This is a genomic window from Mesorhizobium sp. M0816, from assembly GCF_040320005.1.
Classification (GTDB): domain Bacteria; phylum Pseudomonadota; class Alphaproteobacteria; order Rhizobiales; family Rhizobiaceae; genus Mesorhizobium.
This window is the reverse complement of the sequence record NZ_JAMYOT010000002.1, coordinates 204980-228112: the sequence shown is the minus strand read 5'-3', so window position 1 is coordinate 228112 and position 23133 is coordinate 204980. Positions and strand designations below refer to the sequence as shown.

Genomic DNA, 23133 nt, shown 5'->3' with positions numbered 1-23133 from the left:
GTCGGCTTGCGCAGGCCGGGGACGCCCCGGGCTATTTTTCCGGGTTCTTCGGGCTCCACAGCACCGTCTCCGCTTCTTTTTCATAGGCCATGCCATTGGGATAGCTGATCGCTTCCAACTGCAAGCCCCAGGGCGCCTGGAAGTAGAGGATGGTCTGGCCGGCGGCCGGGCCTTCGGTAACCGGCAGCGGTCCCATCCGCGTCTTGACGCCCTTGCCGTCAAGATAGGCTTTTGCGGCGGCGATGTCGTCGACATAGAAGGCGATATGGAAGCCGCCTATGTCGCTGTTGCGAGGCGTCAGGTCCTTCTGGTCCGGCGCGGTGTATTTGAACAGCTCGATGTTCGACCCGTGTCCGCAGCGGACCAGGGTGATCTCCTCAATCACCGCCTTGGGATCGACGCCCAGCAGATCCTGCATGAATGTGCCCTTGTCGTCGGCGAACGGGCCGAACGACATCGCCTTCTTGCAGCCAACCACCTCGGTGAAGAAATCGACCGCCTGCTCCATGTCGGGGACGGTGACGCCGGTGTGGTCGTGGCCACGCATGCCGGGAATGGAACTGGCGTAAGCCGTGCCGATGCCTCCCAGCACGGTGGCGGTGAGCACTGCGTAGCGGATTGCATTCTTCATGTCAGTCATCCTCCATCGCGGGACATTTTGCCGGGTGCACGCCTGAGGCCCGCTCTTTAGCGTGCGAATAGGATTGTGTTTCATGCCGGCGCCTTTGCGGTGGGAAGTAGCCAGGCATCATCGATCTCGGGCAGCGGAATGGCGGCGAGGAGGTCGCGCGTGTAAGCCTGCTGCGGCTGCTCGAACAAAGTATCCGTCGCACTGGCTTCGACGATCGCCCCTTCGCGCATGACGATCACTTGCCGGCAGAGCCGCCGAATGACAGAAAGATCATGGCTGATGAAGGCAACGGTCAGGCCCATTTCGGCGGCGAGTTTTTCCAGCAGCGTCAGGATCTGCGCCTGCGTCGACACGTCGAGGCCTGAGACGATTTCGTCGGCCAGCACGAATTTCGGCGACAGCGCCAGCGCGCGGGCAATGCCGACGCGCTGGCGCTGGCCGCCCGACAGTTCGTGGCGATAGCGGCTGGCGAAGCCTTGCGGCAGGCCGACGCGCTGAAGCGCTTCAGCAACTCGGGCTTTCAGATTGTTGCCGAGGCCATTCTGCTTGAGTGGTGCGGCGATGATGCTGGCGATGGTGCGGCGCGGGTTGAGCGACGACATCGGATCCTGGAAGATCATCTGCAGATTACGGCGCAGCGGCCGGAGCTCGGCCTCAGGCAGATGTGTGATGTCGCGGCCGTCGAAGATGACCTTGCCGGCGCTGGGCTCCAGAAGTCGCACCAACGCGCGGCCAAGCGTCGATTTGCCGGAGCCGGATTCGCCGACGATGCCGGTCACCGATCCCTTTGGCAGGTCGAAATCCAGCCCTTTCAGGATCTCGGCCAAGGGCGCGCGGCCGATCAGCGGCTTGCGCGTCATGTCGGGCAGCGCGACCTTCAGCCCACGCACGGAAAACAGCGGCTCAGCCATGCGGGCGCCTCCAGGCCTGATCGGCGGCGGCGATCTCCGCGGCTAGCCCGGCCAGTACCGCCTCGTCCACGGGTTTCAGCGAAGTGAAGGGATCGGTGTAGCGCGGCGTCGCGGCCATCAGCGCTCGCGTGTAGGGGTGCTGCGGGGCAGCGAAGAGAGCAGCCGTCTCGGCCTCCTCCACCACCTTGCCGGCATAGAGCACCGAGACCTTCTGGCTGATCTTGGCGACGACGCCGAGATCATGGGTAACGAACAGGATCGCCGTGCCGTGCTCGCGCTGCAGCTGCGCGATCAGCCGCAGGATCTGCTTCTGCACGGTCACGTCGAGCGCCGTGGTCGGCTCGTCGGCGACGATCAGCCTTGGTTCGGCCGCAAACGCCGCGGCGATCAGCACGCGCTGGCGCATGCCGCCGGACAGCTCGTGCGGATAGCATTTGAGGACACGCTCGGGGTCGCGGATCTGCACCTCGTCCAGCAATTGGCGGATGCGTGCATCGGCCTTCTCGCCGCTCCAGCCGAGGATGCGCACCAGCCGGTCGGTCATCTGCGGGCCGATGCGGCGTGACGGGTTGAGCGCGGTCAGCGGGTCTTGCGGGATCAGCGCCGTGCGCGCGCCGATTAGCGTGCGCCTTGCCTTTGGCTGAAGCTTGCCGAGGTCCTCGCCCTCGAGCAACATATCGCCTTCGACGATACGCACGCTCGAAGGCAGCACGCCGAGCACCGCCTTGCCGATCATCGTCTTGCCGGCGCCGCTCTCGCCGACCAGCGCGCGCACCTCGCCGGGCTCGACGGCGAGCGACACCGAGCGCAGCACGCGCAAGCCATTAGGCAGCACCGCGCTAAGGCTGCGTATGTCGAGGCAGGGTTTCGCCAGCGCGTTCATCGCAGCACCGGATCGAAACGTGCCCTGAGGCCCTCGCCAAACTGGCTGAATGACAGCACCGTCAGGATCAGCGTGACCAGCGGGAACACCAGCACCCACCAGGCCTGATGGATCGACAGGCGGCCCTCGGCGATGATGCCGCCCCAGGTCGGGTCGTCGGTCGAGATCGACAGATTGACGAAGGACAGGATCGCCTCGACGATGACGGCAATGCCCATCTCCAGCGACAGCAGCGCCACGATCGACGGCACCACATTGGGCAGCACCTCGCGCAGCATGATGCCGATGCGGCCGTAGCCGGCGATGCGGGCGTTCTCGACATAGTCCATGCGCGACTGGCCCATCGTCTCGGCGCGGATCACCCGGCAGAAGCGCGTCCAGTCGATGACGGCAATGGCAATGATAACCGAGCTCAAGCCGGTGCCGAGCACTGCGACCAGAAGGATGGCAAACAGCACCGGCGGAAACGCCATCCAGACATCGACGATACGCGAGATGATGCGGTCGGCCCAGCCGCCGAAATAGCCAGCGATCAGCCCCAGCGTCGAGCCGACCAGGCAGGCGGCAAGGGCTGCCGCGAAGGCGACGATGAAGGCGATGCGGGCACCGAAGATCAGCCGTGACAGAAGATCGCGGCCGAGGCTGTCGGTGCCGAGCCAGTAGCCGGGCTCAGCACCGCTCAGCCAGAACGGCGGCAGCCGCTCCAGCATCAAATCCTGCGCCAGTGGGTCCTGCGGCGCGACCAACGGCGCAAAAATCGCGGCCAGCAGCGCAATCAGCAGCCAGCCGCCGGCCAGCCACAGGCGTGCCCGCGAGCCATGTCTCGAAATGCGGGCCTCATCCATGGCGCAGCCTCGGATTGAGCAGGGCGTACATCATGTCGACGGCAAGGTTGATCAGCACGAACAGCAGCGCGAAGACCAGCACGATGCCCTGGATCAGCGGCAGGTCGCGGTTGATGACGGCATCGATCGCCATGTTGCCAAGACCTTCATAGGAAAACAGTCGTTCGACAATGACCGTGCCGCCGATCAGGAAGGTGAACTGCACGCCGACCAGCGTCAGCGTCGGCAGGGCCGCGTTCTTCAGCGCCTCGCGCAGGATGACCTGCGTTTCCGAAAAGCCCTTTACCCGCGCCAGCACGACGTAGTCGAGGTCGAGCACTTCCTTCAGCGACTGTTTCAGCAGCTGCGAGATGATCGCGGCCAGCGGCAGCGCCAGCGCAATCGCCGGCATCAGCATGTGTGCCAGCAGGTCCCTGGTCAGGTCGAAGCGCAGCCGTACGAAGCTTTCGAACAGATAGAATTGCGTGGCGAAGGGCAGGTCGAGCTGCGGCGACACCCGGCCAGAAATATCGAAGATGGGCACCAGCACGCCGAACAGAAGGATCAGCACCAGGCCCCACAGGAAATCGGGAATCGAGAGCGCCGCACCGCTGGCAATGTCGATGCCGGCTTCGACCGCGGTGCCGCGTTCGCGCGCGCCGAGGATCGCCGTCGTGCCACCGATCGCCAGCGCCATCACAAGCGCGACGATGGCGAGTTCCAGCGTCGCCGGGAGGCGATTGAAGACCAGCCCAAGCACGTCCTGCCGCAGTGAGATCGACGTGCCGAAATCGCCCCTGACGACACCGGCCAGCCAGATGAAGAACTGCTGGACGATGGTCTTGTCGAGCCCGTAAAGCGCGCGCAGCCGCGCGATGTCGGCATCGGTCGCGCCGGGCGGCAGCATCATCGCGATCGGGTCGCCCGGCGCGACACGGATGACGATAAAGACGACGACGGCCACACCGAACAGCGTGATCGCCATCGTCAGAAGACGGATCAGGAATCTTTGCAGCAGCATGGTCGCCCGTGGCGGAAAATGCGCGCCGTCATTCCGGACGGCGCGCGACAAACCGAAGACTGTCTCAGGCCGGGCTCATCAGCGCCGGCAGAAGTGCGCCCGACACATGCTGCACGACATTGACGCCCTTGGCATGCACAATCGGCTGCGCATACTGGATCAGCGGCAGCACATAGGCCTGTTCGGCGATGTATTTGTCGACGGCCTTCCAGCCGGCAATGCGCTTGGCCTCGTCCTTCTCGCCCCATAGTGGATTGATCATGTCGATCAGGTCCTGGCTGTCCCATACCGAATGCGGGCTTGGGCCATACATGGCAAAGCCGGTCGACGTGGTGGGATCGCCGATGGCATTGCCCCAATTGTAGAAGGCCGCCGGCGCCAGCTTGTCGGCGGCGCGCAGCTCGTAGTGCTTGGCGATCTCGTAGACCTCGATCGTTGCCTCGATGCCGACCTTGCGCCACATGCCGACGATCGCCTGGATCATCTCGTAGTCCTTGGGCTTGAAGCCCTTGGTCGTCTGTATCGTGAACTTGACCGGCTTTTCCGGCGAATAGCCGGAGGCGGCCAGCAGTTCCTTGGCCTTGTCCGGATTGTGCTCCACCTTGATCGACGCATCGTGGGCCTCGTATTCCGGCGTCTCCAGCGTATCGATGGGCTGGCCGTAACCGCGCAGCAGCCGGTCGACCAAAAGCTTTTTGTCGACCGCCATCACCGCCGCCTGGCGCACGTTCTTGTCCAGCATCACGTCGATGTCGTTGAAGAAGATCATGCCGATGTCGGAGACGTTCTTGCATGAGCCGGCAAGTCCATCCTTGGCGATCAGGCGGTCATATTCCTCATAGGGGATTTCCAGCGTCACCTGCGAGGAACCGGACTCGATCTCGGCGACGCGGCTCGCCGCATCGGTGACGAACTTGATGGTTACGTTTTCGAAGGCCGGCTTGCCGCCCCAGTAGTTCGGGTTGGCCTTGAGCCGCAGGAAGGCGTTGCGCTCGAATTTGTCGACCATATAGGGCCCGGTGCCGATCGGGGCTTTCTCAAAACCCTCGGCGCCGACCTTTTCGTAATAGGCCTTCGGCATGATGTAGCCGGTCAGGAACGACATCCACTTGAAATACACCGGGTCGAATTGCACGACGTCGCCGGTGATCTTGTTGCCGTCGATCTTGAAGTTGTTGACGTTCTTCCAGACGAACTGGATCGGGTTGCCGGTCTTTTCATCGCCCGCCCGCTGCAGCGACCAGACCACGTCTTCGGCCGTGAATGGCGAGCCGTCATGCCAGGTGACGCCCTCGCGCACCGTCATCATGATCTTGCTGCGATCCTCGTTCCAGCCCCATTCGGTGAGCAGGCCGGGCGCGAAAGAAAGATCCGGCTTCTGCGGGATGAACTGGTCGAACACCGACTGGTAGAGACCCTGGATGGTCGGGTTGACCGCCGAAGGCCCGGTGGTCGGGTCCCAGGACGGCAAATTGACATTGTAGGCGATGGTCAGTTCGCCGGCAGCCTTGGCGATTTGCGGCAGGCCGAGCGCCGTGGCGCCAAGTGCGGCCGCGCCATATCCGAGCAATTCTCGTCTGTTGATTGTCATGGTCGTTCCCCTGTTGCTTTTATGCGCGGTGTCGTTGTCAATCGGTGGGTTCAGGCTCCTTGGGCAACCGCGCCTTGTCCTCCTTCACCCTAGATGAAAAATGGAGCCTACCTCCCGCCAAGTTGTTGCGCGAGCATGTAGCCCGACGCCGCCCCGGTGCCGGCGCCGGGCCATGTTGCCGCCCCGGTCAGGTGCAGATTGCCGACCGGCGTGTTCCAGCCGGCGTAACCGCGCGCCGGCCGGAACAGGAAATTCTGCGCCAGATGATGGCTGCCGCAGATCTGGTCGCCGCCGACAAGGTTCGGGTTCTCGCGTTCGAGGTCGATGGGCGAGAACACGGCGCGGCCGAGGATCTTCCGACGAAGGCCGGGCGCATAGCGCTCGATAATGTCGAGGACACGCTCGGCGTAGTGCTCCCTAGCCTCGTCCCAGTGAGCCGCCGCGATCGTGCCCGCTGCATCGCCTGCAATCTCGGCTGGCAGCATGCGCACCTGCACCCAAAGTACGTGCTTGCCGTCCGGCGCGCGCGAGGGATCGACGGCCGTCGGCTGGCCGACGACCAGCACCGGTTCGTCCGGCAGCACCCCTGACATCGCCTGCTGATAGGTCCGCGACATGGCATCGAGCGACGGCGACAGATGCACATAGGCGAACTGCCGAAGCTCGGCGCCGGCGCGCCAGTCCGGCAGGTCGTCGAGCGCCAGATGGATCATCAACGTCCCCGGCGCGTGGCGGAATTTTTTCACGGCCGTGTCGAAGCCGGTGTCGCCCGATCCGTTAGGCAACAGTTTCCCGGTCAGCGCCTTGGGCGCGACACCGGCGATGACGGCCTTGGTGGCTGTGTGGGTCTCGCCGGAAGCGAGCCGCACGCCGGTCGCTTTGCCGGCCGAAACCGTGATCTCGGCGACATCAGCCCCAGTGACGATCTTGCCGCCGGCGGCCGTGAGCATGCCTGACAAAGCGCGGATGATGGTGTCGGCGCCGCCTCTGCCGAGCACCATGCCGAAGCACTGGTTGGCCATGGATTCGAGGTAAGGGAACACCGCGCCGCCGGCGATATCGGGCGCGAAATCGAGATGCATGCCCCAGGTGGCCAGGGTCGCCCTGACATGCGGTGACTGGAAAGTCTCCTCGAGCCACGCGCGGGGTGAGGAAAGCAGTAATCGACCGGTATCGAGCGCGCCGGCCAAACCCTTCTTGCGCCAGAGGTTCCAGGCGGTGCCGGCGAGCGCACGGCCGCTCATCGGCGAGCCCAGCAGCCGGAACAGATGCTCGGCCTCCGCCGGGAATGCCGCAACCAGACGGCGCCATGTCTGTGCGTCGGCGTCGGAAAAAGCGGCCATGCGCGAGGCGGTCTTTTCCAGGTCGCTGCTGACGCCGAACCAGCTTCCGTCCGGGAAGGCGCTGGCAAAGCAATCGGCCACCGGCGCGAATTCCAGCCCGTGGGTTTTCAATTCATTTGCATATTTCTTGTGAAAGGCCGAGCCGGCGAACAGGCTGAGATTCATCGCGCCGAAATCGTGCCGGAAGCCCGGAAGCGTCAATTCGCGCGTCTGGACGGCGCCGCCGATCGTTGCATTACGCTCGAAAACTGCCGTTTTCCAGCCTTTGAGCGCCAGATGCGCGGCGCATGCCAGACTGTTGTGGCCTGCTCCGACAAATATGGCGTCGAACTCGCTCACGCCCCGTCCCATTTCCTTTATGCTTAAAGATAATTGCAGATGCATATGTTTTCGTCTAGTAGGATATTAAGGGCCGCGAGAGCCTTCAGCACCATCGAGAAAGAGGGAACAGAGACCATGGACACACAACAACTTCTAGGCGAAGTCGCCGGCCAGCTGCTTTCAGGCGCCATCCAGGTGGTCGACCTGACGGCGCCGCTCGGGCCCGACACGCCACTGATCAAGCTGCCGCCGGAACTGGCGGTCGACACGCCGAAGATCGAGATCCACGCCATCTCCGCCTATGACAAGAATGGCCCGTGGTGGGCGTGGAACTGGCTCAAGCTCGGCGAGCATTCGGGCACGCATTTCGACGCACCCAACCACTGGATCACCGGCAAGGATTATCCGGACGGCGCCACCGACACCATTCCGGCGCAGAACTTCGTCGGCCCGGTCAATGTCATCGACTGTTCGAAGCAAGCGGCAGCCGATCACGATTTCCTGCTCACCGTCGATCACATCAAGGCATGGGAAGCCGAACATGGCGCTATCAACCCCGGCGAGTGGGTGGTGATGCGCACCGACTGGTATAAGCGCAACGGCTCGGAAGCCGAGTTCCTCAACGCCAATGAGACCGGACCGCACACGCCTGGCCCGACCGCCGAAGCCATCCAGTATCTGATTAGCAAGGACATCAAGGGCTGGGGCAGCGAGACGATCGGCACGGATGCTGGAAAAGCAGGGGGAATGGAGCCGCCGTTCCCGGCGCATAGCCTGATGCACAAGGCTAACCGCTACGGCCTCGCCAGCCTTTGCAACCTCGACCGGCTGCCGCCGAAAGGCGCGATCCTCATCGCGGCGCCGCTCAAGATCGAGCACGGCACCGGCAGCCCGATCCGCGCGTTGGCGTTGGTGCCAAGGCAATAGGATAGCTGCGGTCTTCGGGAGAAGATCATGTGTGGAAGTGGCACTGTGGTGACGGAGTGGGAGGGGCAGCCTTGCAAAGCTGCGGCTCTACGGCGCCGTAGAGCGCCAATCTCTGCAATTGAACTCCTGCCGGCTAGGAGCACGCATCGATGAGCGCTCCCGATCACATCGTCGTCGGCAGCGGCATCAACGCGCTGGTCTGTTCGGCGATGCTTGGCGGCAAGGGGGCGAAGGTGCTGGTGCTCGAGCGCAACGACCGCATCGGGGGCTGCATGCGCACCGAAGAAATCACCGCGCCCGGCTTCATCCACGACGTGATGGCGACGACCTTTGTCCTGTTCATCACCTCGCCGGCCTATGCGGCGCTGGGCAAGGATCTCGCGCGGCACGGCCTGGAGTTTTGCAACACCTCCACGCCGACCGGTGTGCTGCGCCCGGACGGCAGCCATGCCGTCCTGCGCACAGATCGTATCGCCAATGTAGCGGCGATCAATGCGCTTGCCGCGGGCGACGGCGACCGGCACGCAAACGATGTCGGCGAGATCGAGCGCAACGCCGGTCTGCTGTTCGGACTGCTCGGTGGCAGCCTGTGGTCCTACCCGACGGCCAGGCTGCTGGCGGGTGAAGCCAGGCGGCGCGGCCCGCGTGGCCTTGCCGCCTTTCTCGGCAGCGCGCTGGTGCCGGCGCGCGGTTGGCTGGAAAGCACCTACCAGTCGGAAACCATGCGAGCGCTGTGGGCGCCCTGGGTGCTGCATGCCGGCCTCGGACCTGAGGACGTGTTCTCCGGCCAGATCGCCAAGGTCATCGCCTTCGCGCTTGAGGCGGCCGGCGCGCCGATCGTCAAGGGCGGTGCCAGGAATCTGCTGGCCGCCTTCCAAGCCCTGATCAGGGAACGTGGCGGCGAAATCCGCACCGGCGCCGACGTCGCGGCTATTGTCCAAAGCGGAGGCCGCGCCGCCGGCGTGCGGCTGGCTTCGGGCGAAACGATCAACGTGAACAAGAGCGTCATCTGCTCGGTCACGCCGACCCAGCTCTACGAGCGGCTGCTCGGCGACGCGGCGCCGAAAGCAGACGTCGAGGCAGCGCAAAAATACCGCTACGGCAAGGGCAATTTCCAGATCCACTATGCCTTGGACAAGCCGCCGGCATGGCGCGGCGAGGGCCTGGACAAGGTCGCGCTGCTGCATCTGACGCCGGGGCTCGACGGCGTCTCGAAGGCCTGCAACGAAGCCGTGCGCGGCATGCTGCCGGAGGTGCCGACCATGTGCGTCGGCCAGCCGCACGCGCTCGACCCATCGCGCTGCCCGGCCGGCAAGGCGGTCCTGTGGCTGCAACTGCCCGAGGCGCCACGGCATATCAAGGGCGATGCCGCCGGCAAACTGCAAACACCGGCAGACGGTCGCTGGACCGAGGCGCTGCGCGAAGCCTATGCCGACCGTGCCGAAGCGATCCTCGCCAGCCATATCGATGGGTTCAAGGACAGCGTCATCGCACGCCGCGCCTGTTCGCCGACCGACCTGGAAGCTATGAACATCAATCTGGTCGGCGGCGACCCCTATGGCGGTTCCTCGGCTATCGACCAGTCGTTTCTGTGGCGGCCGTTCAAGACGAGCCGCAATCACGCCACCGAGGTCAGGGGTCTCTACCACATCGGTGCCTCGACCCATCCGGGTGCTGGCTTGGGCGGCGGCTCCGGCTTTCTCCTGGCGGGGAGGCTGTGATGGAACAGAAGGTTGAAAAGCGCCAGCGCATCTCGACTTTGGGCCAGATCGGCCTGCAGCAATTCGCGCCCTATCTGATGAACCGCATCATGGGCCGCTACAACGCCACCTTGCGCGACAATTTCCGCAAGCAGGGCCTGACCATTCCGCAGGTGCGCACGCTGGCGGTGTTGTCGGTCACCGATGGCGTTACCGTCAACGATCTCTCGGTCTATACCGTCATCGAGCAGTCGACCTTGAGCCGGACGCTCGACACGCTGGAGGGGCAAGGGTTTGTGCGGCGCGAGCAGGGGGTCACCGACAGCCGTATCCGCCATGTATTCCTGACCGACGATGGCCGCGCCGAGTTCGCGCGCGCCTGGCCGGCCATGCACGACGCTTTCGAGGCAATGTTCGACGATGTCGACGATGCCGAATACGCGGCGCTGATCGCGACATTGCAGAAGATGCTGAAGAACATTCGCAAGCACGACATCTGATCTTACGCGCCGCCATCGGGGCGGTAACGGAAGGAGCCCAAAATGGCCGAACGGTCTTTTGCCAAGGAAGTCGAAAAGCTCAGGCTCGGCGCCGGCGAGGAGTTTTCCGGCGAAGGCATTCTCGCCATCACCAAGGCGCTGCTGCAATGCGGCGTCGGCTATGTCGGCGGCTATCAGGGCGCGCCGATCAGCCATTTGATGGACGTGCTGGCCGACGCGCAGGATATCCTGGGCGAGCTCGGCGTGCATTTCGAGGCGAGCGCCTCGGAAGCCACGGCCACCGCCATGCTTGCCGCATCGGTGCATTATCCTATCCGCGGCGCGGCGACCTTCAAGTCGACGGTCGGCACCAATGTCGCCTCCGACGCGCTCGCCAATCTCGCTTCCGGCGGCGTCACCGGCGGTGCATTGATCATCGTCGGCGAGGATTACGGCGAAGGCTCCTCGATCATGCAGGAGCGCAGCCACGCCTTTGCCATGAAGAGCCAGGTCTGGCTGCTCGACCCGCGACCGAACCTGCCGTCGATCGTCAAGGCGGTGCAGGACGGCTTCGAGCTGTCCGAGGTTTCCAACACGCCGGTCATGCTGCAGGTCCGTATTCGCTGCTGCCATGTCCACGGCCATTTCATCGCCAAGGACAACAAGCGCCCGGCAATGACTGTGGCCGATGCGCTCGAGGCGCCGCGCCGCGACACCGGCCGCATCGTGCTGCCGCCCGCGTCCTTCCTGCACGAGAAGGAAAAGGTGCAGAAACGCTGGCCGGCGGCGGTGGATTTCATCCGCACCAACAAGATCAACGAGTTTTTCGGCCCGGAGCACGGCTCGGTCGGCATCGTCATGCAGGGCGGCATGTACAATTCGGTCATCCGGGCGCTGCAGCGGCTTGGCCTCGCCGACACTTATGGCGACACCGACGTGCCGCTCTATGTGCTCAACGCCGTCTATCCCTTAGTCGACGACGAGTTCCTGTCTTTCTGCGAAGGCAAGGACGCCGTCCTCGTCGTCGAGGAAGGCCAGCCCAACTACATCGAACAGGCCTTTGCCGCGATGCTGCACAAGGCCGGCCGCGGCACCAGGCTCGTCGGCAAGGAACATCTGCCTATGGCCGGCGAATATACCGGCCAGGTGATGCTCGACGGCATCGGATCGTTCCTGCGCGCCACCATCCCGCATCTGCTGCCAAGCGAGGTCCGCGCGCCGAACAAGATCGGCGACGGGCTCGACACCGCCGACCTGATCAACGTCGTCCCGGGCCGGCCGCCCGGCTTCTGCGTCGGCTGCCCGGAGCGGCCGATCTTCGCCGCCACCAAGCTGGTCGAGCAGGAGCTGGGCAAGCACCACATCGCCTCCGACATTGGCTGCCATCTGTTCTCGATCATGCCGCCTTTCGAGCTAGGTGCCACTACCATGGGCTACGGGCTGGGGCCGGCCTCGGCTTCGGCGTTCAATTCGCCCGATGCCAAGCGCCGCTCGATCTCCTTCGTCGGCGACGGCGGCTTCTGGCACAACGGTCTGACCTCGTCGATCGGCAACGCGGTGTTCAACAAGAACGACGGCGTCATCGTCATCGTCGACAATTTCTATTCGGCCGCCACCGGCGGCCAGGACATCCTGTCGTCCCGCGCCGGCAACAAGACCAAGTCGACCAAGCACCCGATCACCGAGGCGGTGAAGGGCATGGGCGTCAAATGGCTGCGCCACATCGACCGCACCTACGACGTAACCAAGATGCAAGACACGCTGCGCGAGGCGCTGACGACGGACGAAAAGGGCCCGAAAGTCATTGTCGCCTCGTCCGAATGCATGCTCAACCGGCAGCGCCGCGAAAAGCCGCTGGTCGACAAGGCGATCAAGGGCGGGGCGCGCATAGTCAAGCCGAAATTCGGCGTCGACGAAGATATCTGCACCGGCGACCATGCCTGCATGCGGCTTTCCGGCTGCCCGTCGCTGTCGGTGAAGTCGCTGGACGACCCCCTGCGCGACGATCCGGTGGCGCATATCGACCAAAGCTGCGTCGGTTGCGGCAATTGCGGCGAGGTCGCCGATGCGGCGGTGCTCTGCCCATCCTTCTACCGCGCCGATGTCGTGCACAATCCGAGCCGCTGGGACCGTTTCCTTGAAGCCGCTCGCCGCGCCATGATCGGTCTCTTGCAGCGGCGCCGTGAAAGCCGGCGCCTGATATTCGCCGATGCTTGACGCCGTGCCCTCATCGCGCTCGAAAGCCGGCGCCCCCGAAGACGAGCGCGTCATCAAGCTTGCCGTGCTGGCGGTCGGTGGCCAGGGCGGTGGCGTGCTGGCCGACTGGATCACCGACGTCGCCGAGCGCAACGGCTACGTCGCGCAATCGACCTCGGTCGCCGGCGTCGCCCAGCGCACCGGCGCCACCATCTATTATGTCGAAATGTGCCCCGACACCGGCCGCCTGCCGGTCTTCGCGCTGTCGCCGTCGCAGGGCGACGTCGACATCCTGATTGCCGCCGAACTGATGGAGGCCGGCCGCGCCATCATCCGCGGCTTCGTCACGCCCGAGCGCACGACGCTGATCGCCTCGTCGCACCGCATCGCCGCGGTCTCGGAGAAGATCGAGCCCGGCGACGGCCGCGCCTCGTCCTCCAAGGTGCATGCCACGGCGGAAGCCGCGGCCAAGCGCTTCATCGCCTTCGATATGGAGAAGATCGCCGCCGACAATGGCTCGATGATCTCGGCCAGCCTGCTCGGCGCGCTGGCCGGCTCCGACGCCTTGCCGTTTACACGCGAGAGCTACGAGCAGGCGATCGGCGCCGGCGGCCGTGGTGTCAAGGCCAGCCTCGCCGCCTTCGGCGCCGCCTACGATCGGGCGCGCGGCATCGCGAGTGCGCCTTCGGGCGACAAGACTGCAGGGCCGGCAGCCGCTGAAACCGGCTCGGGCGCAACGGCAAAGGTGAGCGGCCCGCAAAGTCTCTTGCGAGGCTGGCAGCAACTGGCCGCCCGGGTCGATGCTTTGCCGGCTCCTGTCGCCGACATGGCGCTTCGCGGCCTGAAAAAAGTGGTCGACTATCAGGACGTTGCTTATGGCGGCGAGTATCTCGATAGGCTCGACCGGGTCGTCGCTCTGGACGATGCCGAACACGCCTACGCGCTGTCGATCGCCGCCGCCAAGCATCTGGCCAACGCCATGTGCTACGACGACATGATCCGCGTCGCCGACCTGAAGACGCGCTCTAGCCGCGACCGACGCGTACGCCGTGAGGTTGGCGTCAAGGACGGCTCGGTCCTGCAGGTGACCGAATATTTCCATCCGCGCATCGAGGAATTCTGCGGCACGCTGCCGGCCGGGCTCGGCAGCTACATCGAGGCGCGGCCGAAGCTCGCCGCCTTCCTCGACCGCCGCATCAACCGCGGCCGCCATATCCGCACCGACAGTTTCGCCGGCTTTGCCGCTTTGTGGTTCATCGGCGGCCTGCGCCGCTGGCGCCGCCGCCTGCTGCGCCACAAGGTCGAGACCGCGCATCTCGAGCGCTGGTATGCGCTGGCGCTGGGCCAAGTCGGCGAGGACTACGCGCTTGGCACGGAGATCCTCAACTGCCGCCGGCTGATCAAGGGCTACAGCGACACCCACGCCCGCGCGCAGTCGAAATTCGACCGGGTGCTGTCGGCACTCGACCTGGTCAAGGGCCGCCCGGACGCCGCCGACTGGATCCGGCGCCTGCGCGAAGCCGCGCTGAAGGACGAGAAGGGCGACATGCTCGACGGCGCGCTGAAGACCGTGGCGTCGCTGGGTGATAGCGACGTTCCATCGAGTTGATCTGTGAAATGGTCCCGTTTAATTCATCGAGAATTTTGGTGCCGCTTAGGTGACTCGAACACCTGACCCCATCATTACGAATGATGTGCTCTACCAACTGAGCTAAAGCGGCCCGGGAAGCCGAGCTTCCAGGATGGGCTGCGTGATAGACGCAACCGGCCGCGAATTCAAGATGGCAGTCGCGATTTCAGGACGAGGCAATTCGTGCCGCCTCCGGCCGGGCGCAAGGGCAGCCGCCGCGCCGATCTACCATTGGCCGCGCGATGCCGCATCGGCACGCCGCGCGACCGCCACGTTGGCCGTGACCGGAAAATCAGCGAAAAATGTTGATTCCTTTACCGAAAACCGCCGAAATAAGCTTTGTACCCCTCGGCAAGGCAGAATGCGGCCGCTCGCTTGTTGATTGATTGGTCGCCTGCGGCTAACGATCATGACAAAGTGAGTGAAATTGCAGAGGGAATTCGCTTGGACGCGATCGAAAAAGCGATCCGCAATGCCTTCGAGAAAGGCAATGCCGACGACCGGGCGTTTCGCGAGCGGGTCTATCGATCGGCTTTCGCGGCACTCGACCGTGCCCTGCAGGCCAATCCAAACGTCACCGTGGAGGTCGCCATCAAGCGCCGCAAGGCGGTCCAGGCGAAGATCACCGAAATCGAATCGGAATTCCTGCCGGCGGTTGCCGACGTTGCCGCGCCGACCGACAGTTTAGAGGCAGCACCGGAGGTGGAGCCTCCGGCCGAAGCCGAAGCCGAGCCCGCGCCGTCGCCCGATGTCGTCGTTGACGGTCCGGCGCAGCCGCCCGAATCCGATGCGCCCCGGTCGCGCGTCCTGCCGGTCGTTCCCGACATCATGCCCGATGCGCCTGTTCCCGAGGCGCCGGTTATCGACATGGGGGCCTCGGTTCCGACCGAAGCCGACGTCGAAACCGACGACGCGGAAGTGACGCCCGACCGCGACGACCGGCGGGCGAGGCGGCGCCGCCTGCCCTTGACCGCGATCTTCTTCGGTGTGACGCTGCTCGCAGCCGCCGGCATCGGCCTTTATTTCGCCAACCAGACCGGCGTCTTCAAATCGGCGACCGAGCTCGACACAGCGCCACCGGAAGCGCCGCCAACGGTCGATGGCGAAGATTTCACGCCGGACGACACCGCTTCGCCGCCAAAGCAGGGCGAGGAGGACCAGGCGCGCGACTGGATCAACGTTTTTTCGCCGGGTGACCCGACGCAGGTCAATGCACCGTCGGACGCCAAGGCCGACGTCATCCAGGACGAAAGCGGTTCCTTCCTGCGCATCCGCTCGGGGGCATCCGGCTCGGCCATCAGCTTCGACGTCGGACAAGGCGTGTTGGAAAAACTAGCCGGCAAGCATGCCACATTCGACATCATCGCGCGCTCCGAGGAGGGGCAGGAGACGCAGATTTCCGTCGATTGCAATTTCGGCGAACTCGGCGACTGCGGCCGCAAGCGCTATGCGGTCGGTCGCGAGCGCAATGAATATCTGTTCGACGTGCGCTTTCCCGACAAGCGTCCGGGTGCTGCCGGCACCATCGCCATCAATTCCGACTTCGACAAGCAGGGCAAGTCGGTCGACATCTACGAGATCCGCGTTTCAGTCGTTCCCTAAAGCACGTCGCGTTCGGACCGGCCTCATGCGACGCACTTTAGGTTCTTGTTTTGGTGCATGTCGTTACCGCAAAACCGCTGCACACTTTTTGCGCCACATGCACTAACTATCGAGCAGCGCCTGCAGCGTCTCGATGCGGTCGGCTTCGGCCGCCGGCTTGTCCCAGCGCAGCCGCGAAATGCGCGGAAAGCGCATGGCAACGCCGGATTTGTGCCGCGTCGAGCGGTTGAGCCCTTCGAAGGCTACCTCAAGCACCAGCCCGTTCCTGCGGTCGGCACGCACCGAGCGGACCGGGCCAAAGCGCTCGATCGTATTGTCGCGGACATATTTGTCGATCTGCCTCAGTTCCTCGTCGGTGAAGCCGAAATAGGCTTTTCCCACCGGCACCAGCTCCTCCGATCCTTCCGGCCCGGACCAGACGCCGAATGTGTAGTCGGAATAGAAGCTCGAACGCTTGCCGTGGCCGCGCTGGGCATACATCAGCACCGCGTCGACCGTGTGCGGATCGCGCTTCCATTTGAACCACGGGCCCTTCGGCCGCCCGGCCACATAGGGCGAATCCCAGCGCTTCAGCATGACGCCTTCGATGACCGGATGCAGCGGCTTGCGGCGCAATTCCTCCAGCGTCTGCCAGTTGGTGAATTCGACCAGCGGCGACAGATCGAAGCGGCCCGGATCGAGTGTCCTGACGAAGGCCTCGAGCCGGCCGCGCCGTTCGCGGAAGGGAAGTCCGCGCACATCCTCGTCACCAATCTGCAGCGCATCGTAGCAGCGCATGAAGGCGGGGTATTGCTGCTGGATCTTGGGTGACACGCTCTTGCGGTTCAGCCGCTGCTGCAGGTCCGAGAAGGTGCCCGTCGCCTGCCTGGGGTCACCGACCAGAAGCTCGCCGTCGAGGGCGCCGGAAAAATCCATCGCCTCGGCAAGATCCGGAAAGGCGCCGGAGACATCGTCACCGGTGCGCGAATAGAGCCGGCGAATGCCGCCTTGGCAAACCGCCTGGACGCGGATGCCGTCCCATTTCCATTCGGCCGCGTAGTCGGCCGGGTCGAGCTTTTCGAGGTCGCCGTCGCCGACGGCATTCGACAGCATCACCGGCCTGAACAGCGCCAGCGCCGTCTTCCTGGGTTTTTCGGCCTTGCCTTCGAGCCAGGCGAACAGCGCGAGATAGGGCGGCGTCAGCCCGTGCCAGAGTTCCTCGATCTCGGCGACATCGACCTTGCCGAAATCGGCCAGCGCCTGCTTGGCGAGCCGCGCCGAGACACCGATGCGCAGGCCACCGGTGACCAGCTTTATGATGGCAAAGCGCGCCGAAGTGCTGGCGCTGTCGAGCAGCCGGGCCAGCACCTGCGGCCCGTCGGAACGGCTCGCCGCCTGCAGCTTCGCCACCACCTCGGCCAGCGTCGGCTCGTGGTTCGCAATGTCGACCGGCGCCTGCGGCCAGACCAGCGACACGGTCTCGGCCAGGTCGCCGACATAGTCGTAGGAATAGCCGAACAGCACCGGATCCATGCGCTCGATCACCAGTGTGCGCAGCATCGCCGGCTTGACCGCGGCGATGGACAGATCGCCGGTGATGGCAGCCAGCGCCAGCCCGCGGTCCGGATCCTCGACGCTGCGGAAATAATCGGTCAAGAGCGTCAGCTTGCCGTTGCGCGACGGCGTCAGCACCAGCCGGTCGAGAAGCTCGGCGAAGCGGTTCATGGGAGGGGCGACGCCAATGGGAAAGGCTTGCGTTCTGTCGCGCCCCCCTCTGTCCTGCCGGACATCTCCCCCTCAAGGGGGGAGATTTGCTGTCGCGACTGCTTTCGCCAATTTCCAACGTTGCAGGATGAGCGGCAAAACCAAAGCTGCCGATCTCCCCCCTTGAGGGGGAGATGGCCGGCAGGCCAGAGGGGGGCGCCGTAGAGCGCCGTACCGGCGATTGCTGGATCCAAAAACACCATCAATCGCCCTCGTCCTCATAGCCAACGAGATGCAGCGGCCGAGCCGCAATGCCTTCGAGTTCGCACCAGCGCACCAGAGCCTCCTCGCGGCCATGCGTTACCCAGATTTCTTCGGCGCCGGTCTCCTTGATCGTGGCGGTCAACTCGTCCCAGTCGGAGTGGTCGGAAATGATCAGCGGCAGCTCGACGCCGCCCTGCTTGGCGCGCTGGCGGATGCGCATCCACCCTGAGGCGAAGCAAGACATCGGATCGGGAAAACGCCGCGCCCAGCGATCGGCGAAGGCGGATGGCGGGCCGACGACGATGGCGCCGGCAAAGTCGCTTTTTTGGCCGGTCTCGACGGTCGCCGGTTCCAATGTGCCGAGATCGATATTCTGGCTCTGGTAATACTCGCTGAGCTTGGCCAGCGCGCCGTGGATGTAGATCGGCTTTTCGTAGCCGGCATCGCGCAGCAGGCGCATGACACGCTGCGCCTTGCCCAGCGCATAAGCGCCGACCAGATGCGTGCGCTCGGGAAACTGTTCGGTCGATTTCAGCAGCCGGGCGATCTCTTCGGAATCGGGCGGATGCCGAAACACCGGCAGGCCGAACGTCGCCTCGGTGATGAAGACGTCACACTTGAGCGGCTCGAACGGCTCGCAGGTCGTGTCCTTCTGGCGCTTATAGTCGCCGGACGCGACGATGCATGTGCCCTGATGCGCGACCTTGATCTGCGCCGAGCCCAGCACATGGCCGGCCGGGTGAAAGCTGACGGCCACACCGCCAAGCGCAATCGTCTCGCCGAGCACGGCGGCTTGCGTCGTTCCGGCAAAACCTTCGCCGTAACGCAGCCCCATGATATCGAGCGTCTGCTGCGTCGCCATTACCGAGCGGTGGCCGGAGCGGGCATGGTCGGAATGGCCATGTGTGATCAGCGCCCGGTTGACCGGCCGCACCGGGTCGATGAAGAAATCGCCGGGCGGGCAATACAGCCCTTCCGGCCGGGGATGAAGCAGGTCGCTGGCGCGCATGGCCCCAAGATAGGCGCTAATTCCGGCGCGGGAAGCCTGTTGTAAGTCACTGCTGACTCCAGCATAGAGCGCAAGCCGGCTGCAAACACCCGGCGGAACCCGATCGCATGAAACCGCTCCAGACCTCGTCCGGCGATTTGACCGCCGACCGCCGCGCCGACTATGCCGAAATGCTCTATGCATCCGGCGATCATGCGGCAGCGGCGGAATTGCTGCTCGGCGCGCTCGAACTGGCGCCGCAATGGCCAGCCGGCTGGTTCCGCCTCGGCGAGATGCAGGAAGCGGCAGGCGCGCCCGATCGTGCCGCGCAGGCCTGGACGACGGCACTGCGGCTCGACCCGGCGGACAGGCTCGGCGCGGTGCTCAAGCTGCAATTGATCGGCAGGGCAGCGGCGGCCCCGGCGCCGCCCAGCGCCTTTGTCGAGACGCTTTACGACCACTATGCCGGGAGCTTCGAGGGTGAGCTGGTCGACAGGCTCGGGTATCGTCTGCCCGAATGCCTCGACCGCGCCATCCAGGCAGCACGGCCGGGCCGGTTTTCGCTGGCGCTCGATCTCGGCTGCGGCACCGGCCTCATGGGCCAGAGGCTGCGGCCGATCGCCGATCGGCTGGAGGGCTACGACATCTCGACCGGCATGCTGAGGCAGGCGCGCGCCAAAGGCGTCTACGATCTGCTCGTCAAGACGGACCTGCAGGATTTTTGCTATTCTGGCCCGAAAGCCGATCTGGTGACGGCGGCCGATGTGTTCATCTATGTCGGCGCACTCGAAAAGGTGGTGAACAAGATTGCCGGAATGCTTGCCGGCGGCGGTCTGTTTGCGTTCTCCGTCGAGACGCTCCTTGGCGGCCACTCGTCTGGCAGCGGCGATTTCGCCTTGCTGCCGTCCCGCCGCTACGCGCATTCCCAAAGCTATGTAGAGCGGGTTCTGGACGCCAACGGCTTTTCGGTCCTGTCGCTGCAGGCAACAATCATCCGGCAGGATCGCCGCCAACCGGTCGAAGGGCTGGCCGTAGTGGCAAGCTTGCTTTCCGGCAGCGTAAAATCTGGCTAAGACTCCTGCCGCTGCGCATGAGAAGCCGCAGCTGCGAACGACAAGGAGCACGTTCATGCGCTGGAACATGATGGTCTTGGCGTCTTGCCTGGCGATGGCCGGCTGCGTCGGCAATTCGATGTCCGAACGGCAGGACGAAAACGTCCAGTCCTCGCTGCTATATGACAATGTGCCTTGCGATCAATTGCTGGCGCAACGAAACGGCCTGGCGCAGCAATATCATTTGCCGGTGGACGCCAAGCCGTCCTTCTCCAACCCGGCGACGGGCTTTGGCCCGTTCACGCCGGACATGCGCTCGAAAGCCAAACGCGACGCCGACCAGGCAAGCGGCAAGATCGACGCCATGAACCGGTCGATCAGCCGGCGCGAATGCGGCAAGCCGGCCAAGCAGAACAAGCTCGGCCTGACCTGACCGGATCCTAATCCGCTACCTTCCATTGCTCGCGCGAGGCGCTGGCGGGATAGACGCCGAGAATGCGCATTTCGCGCGAGAAGAAGGCGAGCTCGTCGAGTGCCAGCTTCACCAGCGGATCGTCGGGATGGCCCTCTATGTCGGCGTAGAACAGCGTCGCTGTAAACGCGCCGAGCTGGTAGCTTTCCAGCTTGGTCATGTTGATGCCGTTGGTGGCAAACCCGCCCATCGCCTTGTAGAGCGCTGCCGGCACGTTGCGGACGCGGAAGATGAAGGTCGTCATCATCCTGGCGTCGGCCGAGGGACGTTCGGCCCATTGCTTGTTCTTGGTCAGCACGACGAAGCGGGTGACGTTGCTGTCGGTGTCCTCGACATTCTCCTCAATGATGTCGAGCCCGTAGAGGGTCGAGGCCAGCGCCGGCGCCAGCGCGGCCATGGTGCGGTCCTTCATCGCGGCGACCATCTTGGCGGCGCCCGCGGTGTCGCCGGCAACCGTCGCCTTCCAGCCGTTCTTGCGGATGTATTTGCGGCATTGGCCGAGCGCGTGGATGTGGCTGTGCACGGTCCTGATCTCGTCGCGCCTGACGCCGGGCAGCACCATCAGCTGGAAATGGATCGGCAGAAAGTATTCGCCGATGATGTGCAGCTTCGATTCCGGCAAGAGGTGATGGATGTCGGCGACGCGGCCGGCAATGGTGTTCTCGATCGGGATCATCGCCAGATCGGCCTTGCCGGTCTCGACCGCGTTGAAGACGTCCTCGAAGGTCGGGCACGGCAACGGCTCCATCGACGGGAACATGTTGCGGCAGGCGGTGTCGGAATTGGCACCCGGCTCGCCCTGGAAGGATATTTTGTTGGTCTTTTCAGGCATGCGCAGTGTCTCGGGATTGGGGGAGGAATTTCTTAGTTGGAAAGGAGCGCCCTGGCGCGTTCTAGATCGTCCGGCGTGTCGACGCCAAGCGGCACCGACTGCACGATCTCCGCATCGATGCGCATGCCGGCCTCCAGCGCCCGCAACTGCTCCAGCCGCTCGCGGCGCTCCAGCGGCGACGGCCTCAGCGCAACGAAGCGTTCGAGCGCGGCGCGGCGATAGGCATAGAGGCCGATATGATGGTAGAGCGGGCCTTCGCCCCAAGGGGCGGTGGCGCGGGTGAAATAGAGCGCCCTGAGCCGCGTCGTCGAGAGTGGCGAGCCGACCAGCTTGACGACGTTCGGATTGGTCTTTTCCTCGTCGCGTACGATCTCGACGCAGAGCGTGGCGATATCCACCGCTGCGTTCTCGAAAGGCTTCAGCGCGGCGCCGATAACAAGGGGGTCGATGGTCGGCAGATCGCCCTGCACATTGACGATGGTCTCGACGCTGTTGCCGGGATCGAGAATGGTCAGCGCTTCGAAGATGCGGTCGGAACCGGTTTCGTGGTCCGCCCGCGTCATCACCGCCTCGAAACCATGCGCGCGCACCGCCTCCGCAACGCCTTGCGTATCGGTGGCGACGACGACCCGGCCGAGCCCCGCCTCGGCAGCACGGCGGGCGACGTGGACGATCATCGGAGTGCCGGCAATGTCGGCCAGCGGCTTGCCCGGCAGGCGCGTCGAGGCCATGCGGGCCGGGATCAGGATGAGGGTGGACATGAGGCGGGCAGGGGCTCGAAAAAGAGGAGGACAAAAGTGGCAAAAGGTCTCACTGGCAGCGCCCTTATAGGTGTTGCAACGCCGGAGCAAAAGACCTAGTTTCCGCGCGATTTGACCGCCTCGCAGGGTGGTTCACGATACCGACGGACGGAGTGGACGGATCGGTCCGCCGGAAAAGGGAGCCTGGGGCGTATGGATTCCAACGAAGTCAACAAGCTGCTCGCCGGTCTCCTCGGAACCGTGTTCATCGTCTTTTCCATTGGCATCGTGTCCGACGCGCTGTTTGCCTCGCCGGCGCCGGAAAAGCCGGGCTTCGCCATCGAGGCGACCGAGCCCGCCGAAGGCGGCCCGGCCGCTCCCGCCGCGGCCGTGAAGCCGATTGCCGAGCTGCTGACCACTGCCAACGCCGAAGCGGGCGCCGCCATCTTCAAGAAATGCCAGGCTTGCCACTCCGGCGAAAAGGGTGGCCCCAACAAGGTCGGCCCCGATCTCTGGGACATCATCGACCGTCCGGTCGCCGAGCATGAGGGCTTTGCCTATTCGGCCGGCATGAAGGAGTTCTCCAAGGGCGGCAGCGAGAAGTGGACCTACGACAATCTAAACCACTTCATCACCTCGCCGAAGAAGTTCGTAAAGGGCACCGCGATGGGCTTCGCCGGTCTGCCGAAGGATGAGGACCGCGCCAACGTCATCGCCTATCTGCGCACGCTGTCGGACAATCCGAAGCCGCTGCCGGCGCCCGGCGCCTCGGCCGAAAATGAGGCCGCCAAGCCGCCCGAAGGTGCGGCCCCTGCCAAGCCGGCAGAAGGCGCGGCGCCAGCCGCTCCGGCGCCGGCTGCGCCCGCAAAATAACAAAACTGTAATGGCATAATCCTTGAAAAAGCCGGGTTCAGCCCGGCTTTTTCGTTAGGAAAAATGCATATGCAACGACAAAGCCGCTCGGTTGCGGTTTTCAGCGCCGCCAAATGATCTAGATTGGGCCCAGACGCTATGGTGACGGCGCTATATCGCGAAGAGGAGAA

At 64.5% G+C, this 23133-nt stretch carries 20 protein-coding genes and 1 tRNA gene; 9 read left to right on the top strand and 12 right to left on the bottom strand.

Going from position 1 to position 23133, the window contains the following annotated elements; translation table 11 throughout:
* Positions 1 to 31: 31 nt before the first annotated feature.
* The 7 genes from NKI17_RS03275 to NKI17_RS03245 all read right to left on the bottom strand — a co-directional run bounded on the left by NKI17_RS03275 (position 32) and on the right by NKI17_RS03245 (position 7543).
* A complete protein-coding gene (locus NKI17_RS03275) occupies positions 32 to 631 on the bottom strand; it encodes a VOC family protein (protein WP_352756003.1) in 600 nt (199 codons plus the stop codon).
* 80 nt (positions 632 to 711) lie between these two features.
* Complete coding sequence (locus tag NKI17_RS03270; protein WP_352756005.1) at positions 712 to 1542, bottom strand: ATP-binding cassette domain-containing protein; 831 nt, start codon at positions 1540 to 1542, stop codon at positions 712 to 714.
* A complete protein-coding gene (locus NKI17_RS03265; protein WP_352756006.1) occupies positions 1535 to 2425 on the bottom strand; it encodes an ABC transporter ATP-binding protein in 891 nt (296 codons plus the stop codon). Before NKI17_RS03265 ends, NKI17_RS03270 begins: the two co-directional genes overlap by 8 nt.
* On the bottom strand, positions 2422 to 3270 hold the full coding sequence (locus NKI17_RS03260; protein WP_352756007.1) for an ABC transporter permease: 849 nt from the start codon (positions 3268 to 3270) through the stop codon (positions 2422 to 2424). Before NKI17_RS03260 ends, NKI17_RS03265 begins: the two co-directional genes overlap by 4 nt.
* Positions 3263 to 4270, bottom strand: a complete 1008-nt coding sequence (locus tag NKI17_RS03255; protein ID WP_352756008.1) for an ABC transporter permease — start codon at positions 4268 to 4270, stop codon at positions 3263 to 3265. The genes NKI17_RS03260 and NKI17_RS03255 overlap by 8 nt, the downstream gene beginning before the upstream one ends.
* 64 nt (positions 4271 to 4334) lie before the next feature.
* Positions 4335 to 5861, bottom strand: coding sequence for an ABC transporter substrate-binding protein (locus tag NKI17_RS03250; protein ID WP_352905390.1), 1527 nt, complete (start codon positions 5859 to 5861; stop codon positions 4335 to 4337).
* A 107-nt stretch (positions 5862 to 5968) separates the two neighbouring features.
* Positions 5969 to 7543 (bottom strand): phytoene desaturase family protein, encoded by a 1575-nt coding sequence (locus NKI17_RS03245; RefSeq protein WP_352756009.1) that lies wholly within the window; start codon positions 7541 to 7543, stop codon positions 5969 to 5971.
* Positions 7544 to 7660: 117 nt separating this feature from the next.
* Here NKI17_RS03245 and NKI17_RS03240 point away from each other — a divergent pair, with 117 nt between their 5' ends.
* The 5 genes from NKI17_RS03240 (at position 7661) to NKI17_RS03220 (ending at position 14436) form a co-directional block, all read left to right on the top strand.
* On the top strand, positions 7661 to 8452 hold the full coding sequence (locus NKI17_RS03240) for a cyclase family protein (protein ID WP_352540480.1): 792 nt from the start codon (positions 7661 to 7663) through the stop codon (positions 8450 to 8452).
* 149 nt (positions 8453 to 8601) lie between these two features.
* On the top strand, positions 8602 to 10173 hold the full coding sequence (locus NKI17_RS03235) for a phytoene desaturase family protein (protein WP_352905388.1): 1572 nt from the start codon (positions 8602 to 8604) through the stop codon (positions 10171 to 10173).
* Positions 10173 to 10652, top strand: coding sequence for a MarR family winged helix-turn-helix transcriptional regulator (locus NKI17_RS03230; RefSeq protein ID WP_352455076.1), 480 nt, complete (start codon positions 10173 to 10175; stop codon positions 10650 to 10652). The genes NKI17_RS03235 and NKI17_RS03230 overlap by 1 nt, the downstream gene beginning before the upstream one ends.
* A gap of 42 nt (positions 10653 to 10694) precedes the next feature.
* Positions 10695 to 12848 (top strand): thiamine pyrophosphate-dependent enzyme, encoded by a 2154-nt coding sequence (locus tag NKI17_RS03225; RefSeq protein ID WP_352570280.1) that lies wholly within the window; start codon positions 10695 to 10697, stop codon positions 12846 to 12848.
* The gene (locus NKI17_RS03220) at positions 12841 to 14436 is read left to right on the top strand and encodes an indolepyruvate oxidoreductase subunit beta family protein (protein ID WP_352698181.1); all 1596 of its coding nucleotides are present in this window, start codon (positions 12841 to 12843) and stop codon (positions 14434 to 14436) included. The genes NKI17_RS03225 and NKI17_RS03220 overlap by 8 nt, the downstream gene beginning before the upstream one ends.
* A gap of 36 nt (positions 14437 to 14472) precedes the next feature.
* Here the strand turns inward: NKI17_RS03220 and NKI17_RS03215 are convergent.
* A tRNA-Thr gene (locus NKI17_RS03215) sits at positions 14473 to 14548 on the bottom strand.
* 353 nt (positions 14549 to 14901) lie between these two features.
* On the opposite strand from NKI17_RS03215, the gene NKI17_RS03210 reads away from it, so the two are divergent.
* A complete protein-coding gene (locus NKI17_RS03210) occupies positions 14902 to 16059 on the top strand; it encodes a hypothetical protein (RefSeq protein ID WP_352698179.1) in 1158 nt (385 codons plus the stop codon).
* Positions 16060 to 16161: 102 nt separating this feature from the next.
* On the opposite strand, the gene NKI17_RS03205 is transcribed toward NKI17_RS03210, so the two are convergent.
* Positions 16162 to 17763: a cisplatin damage response ATP-dependent DNA ligase gene (locus NKI17_RS03205; protein WP_352698177.1), complete on the bottom strand. Its 1602-nt coding sequence runs from the start codon at positions 17761 to 17763 to the stop codon at positions 16162 to 16164.
* Positions 17764 to 18004: 241 nt separating this feature from the next.
* Positions 18005 to 19015: a ligase-associated DNA damage response exonuclease gene (locus NKI17_RS03200; protein ID WP_352570288.1), complete on the bottom strand. Its 1011-nt coding sequence runs from the start codon at positions 19013 to 19015 to the stop codon at positions 18005 to 18007.
* Between the two features lie 107 nt (positions 19016 to 19122).
* On the opposite strand from NKI17_RS03200, the gene NKI17_RS03195 reads away from it, so the two are divergent.
* Positions 19123 to 20067: a class I SAM-dependent methyltransferase gene (locus NKI17_RS03195; RefSeq protein ID WP_352698175.1), complete on the top strand. Its 945-nt coding sequence runs from the start codon at positions 19123 to 19125 to the stop codon at positions 20065 to 20067.
* 55 nt (positions 20068 to 20122) lie between these two features.
* Complete coding sequence (locus tag NKI17_RS03190) at positions 20123 to 20479, top strand: hypothetical protein (RefSeq protein ID WP_352588981.1); 357 nt, start codon at positions 20123 to 20125, stop codon at positions 20477 to 20479.
* Positions 20480 to 20486: 7 nt separating this feature from the next.
* Here the strand turns inward: NKI17_RS03190 and NKI17_RS03185 are convergent, their stop codons facing one another.
* Together NKI17_RS03185 and NKI17_RS03180 are read right to left on the bottom strand one after the other, a co-directional pair.
* Positions 20487 to 21350, bottom strand: coding sequence for a prephenate dehydratase (locus tag NKI17_RS03185; RefSeq protein ID WP_352905387.1), 864 nt, complete (start codon positions 21348 to 21350; stop codon positions 20487 to 20489).
* Between the two features lie 32 nt (positions 21351 to 21382).
* The gene (locus tag NKI17_RS03180; protein WP_023676856.1) at positions 21383 to 22111 is read right to left on the bottom strand and encodes a 3-deoxy-manno-octulosonate cytidylyltransferase; all 729 of its coding nucleotides are present in this window, start codon (positions 22109 to 22111) and stop codon (positions 21383 to 21385) included.
* A gap of 192 nt (positions 22112 to 22303) precedes the next feature.
* Between NKI17_RS03180 and NKI17_RS03175 the strand changes: the two genes are divergently transcribed.
* Complete coding sequence (locus tag NKI17_RS03175; protein WP_352698171.1) at positions 22304 to 22963, top strand: c-type cytochrome; 660 nt, start codon at positions 22304 to 22306, stop codon at positions 22961 to 22963.
* Positions 22964 to 23133: the final 170 nt, after the last annotated feature.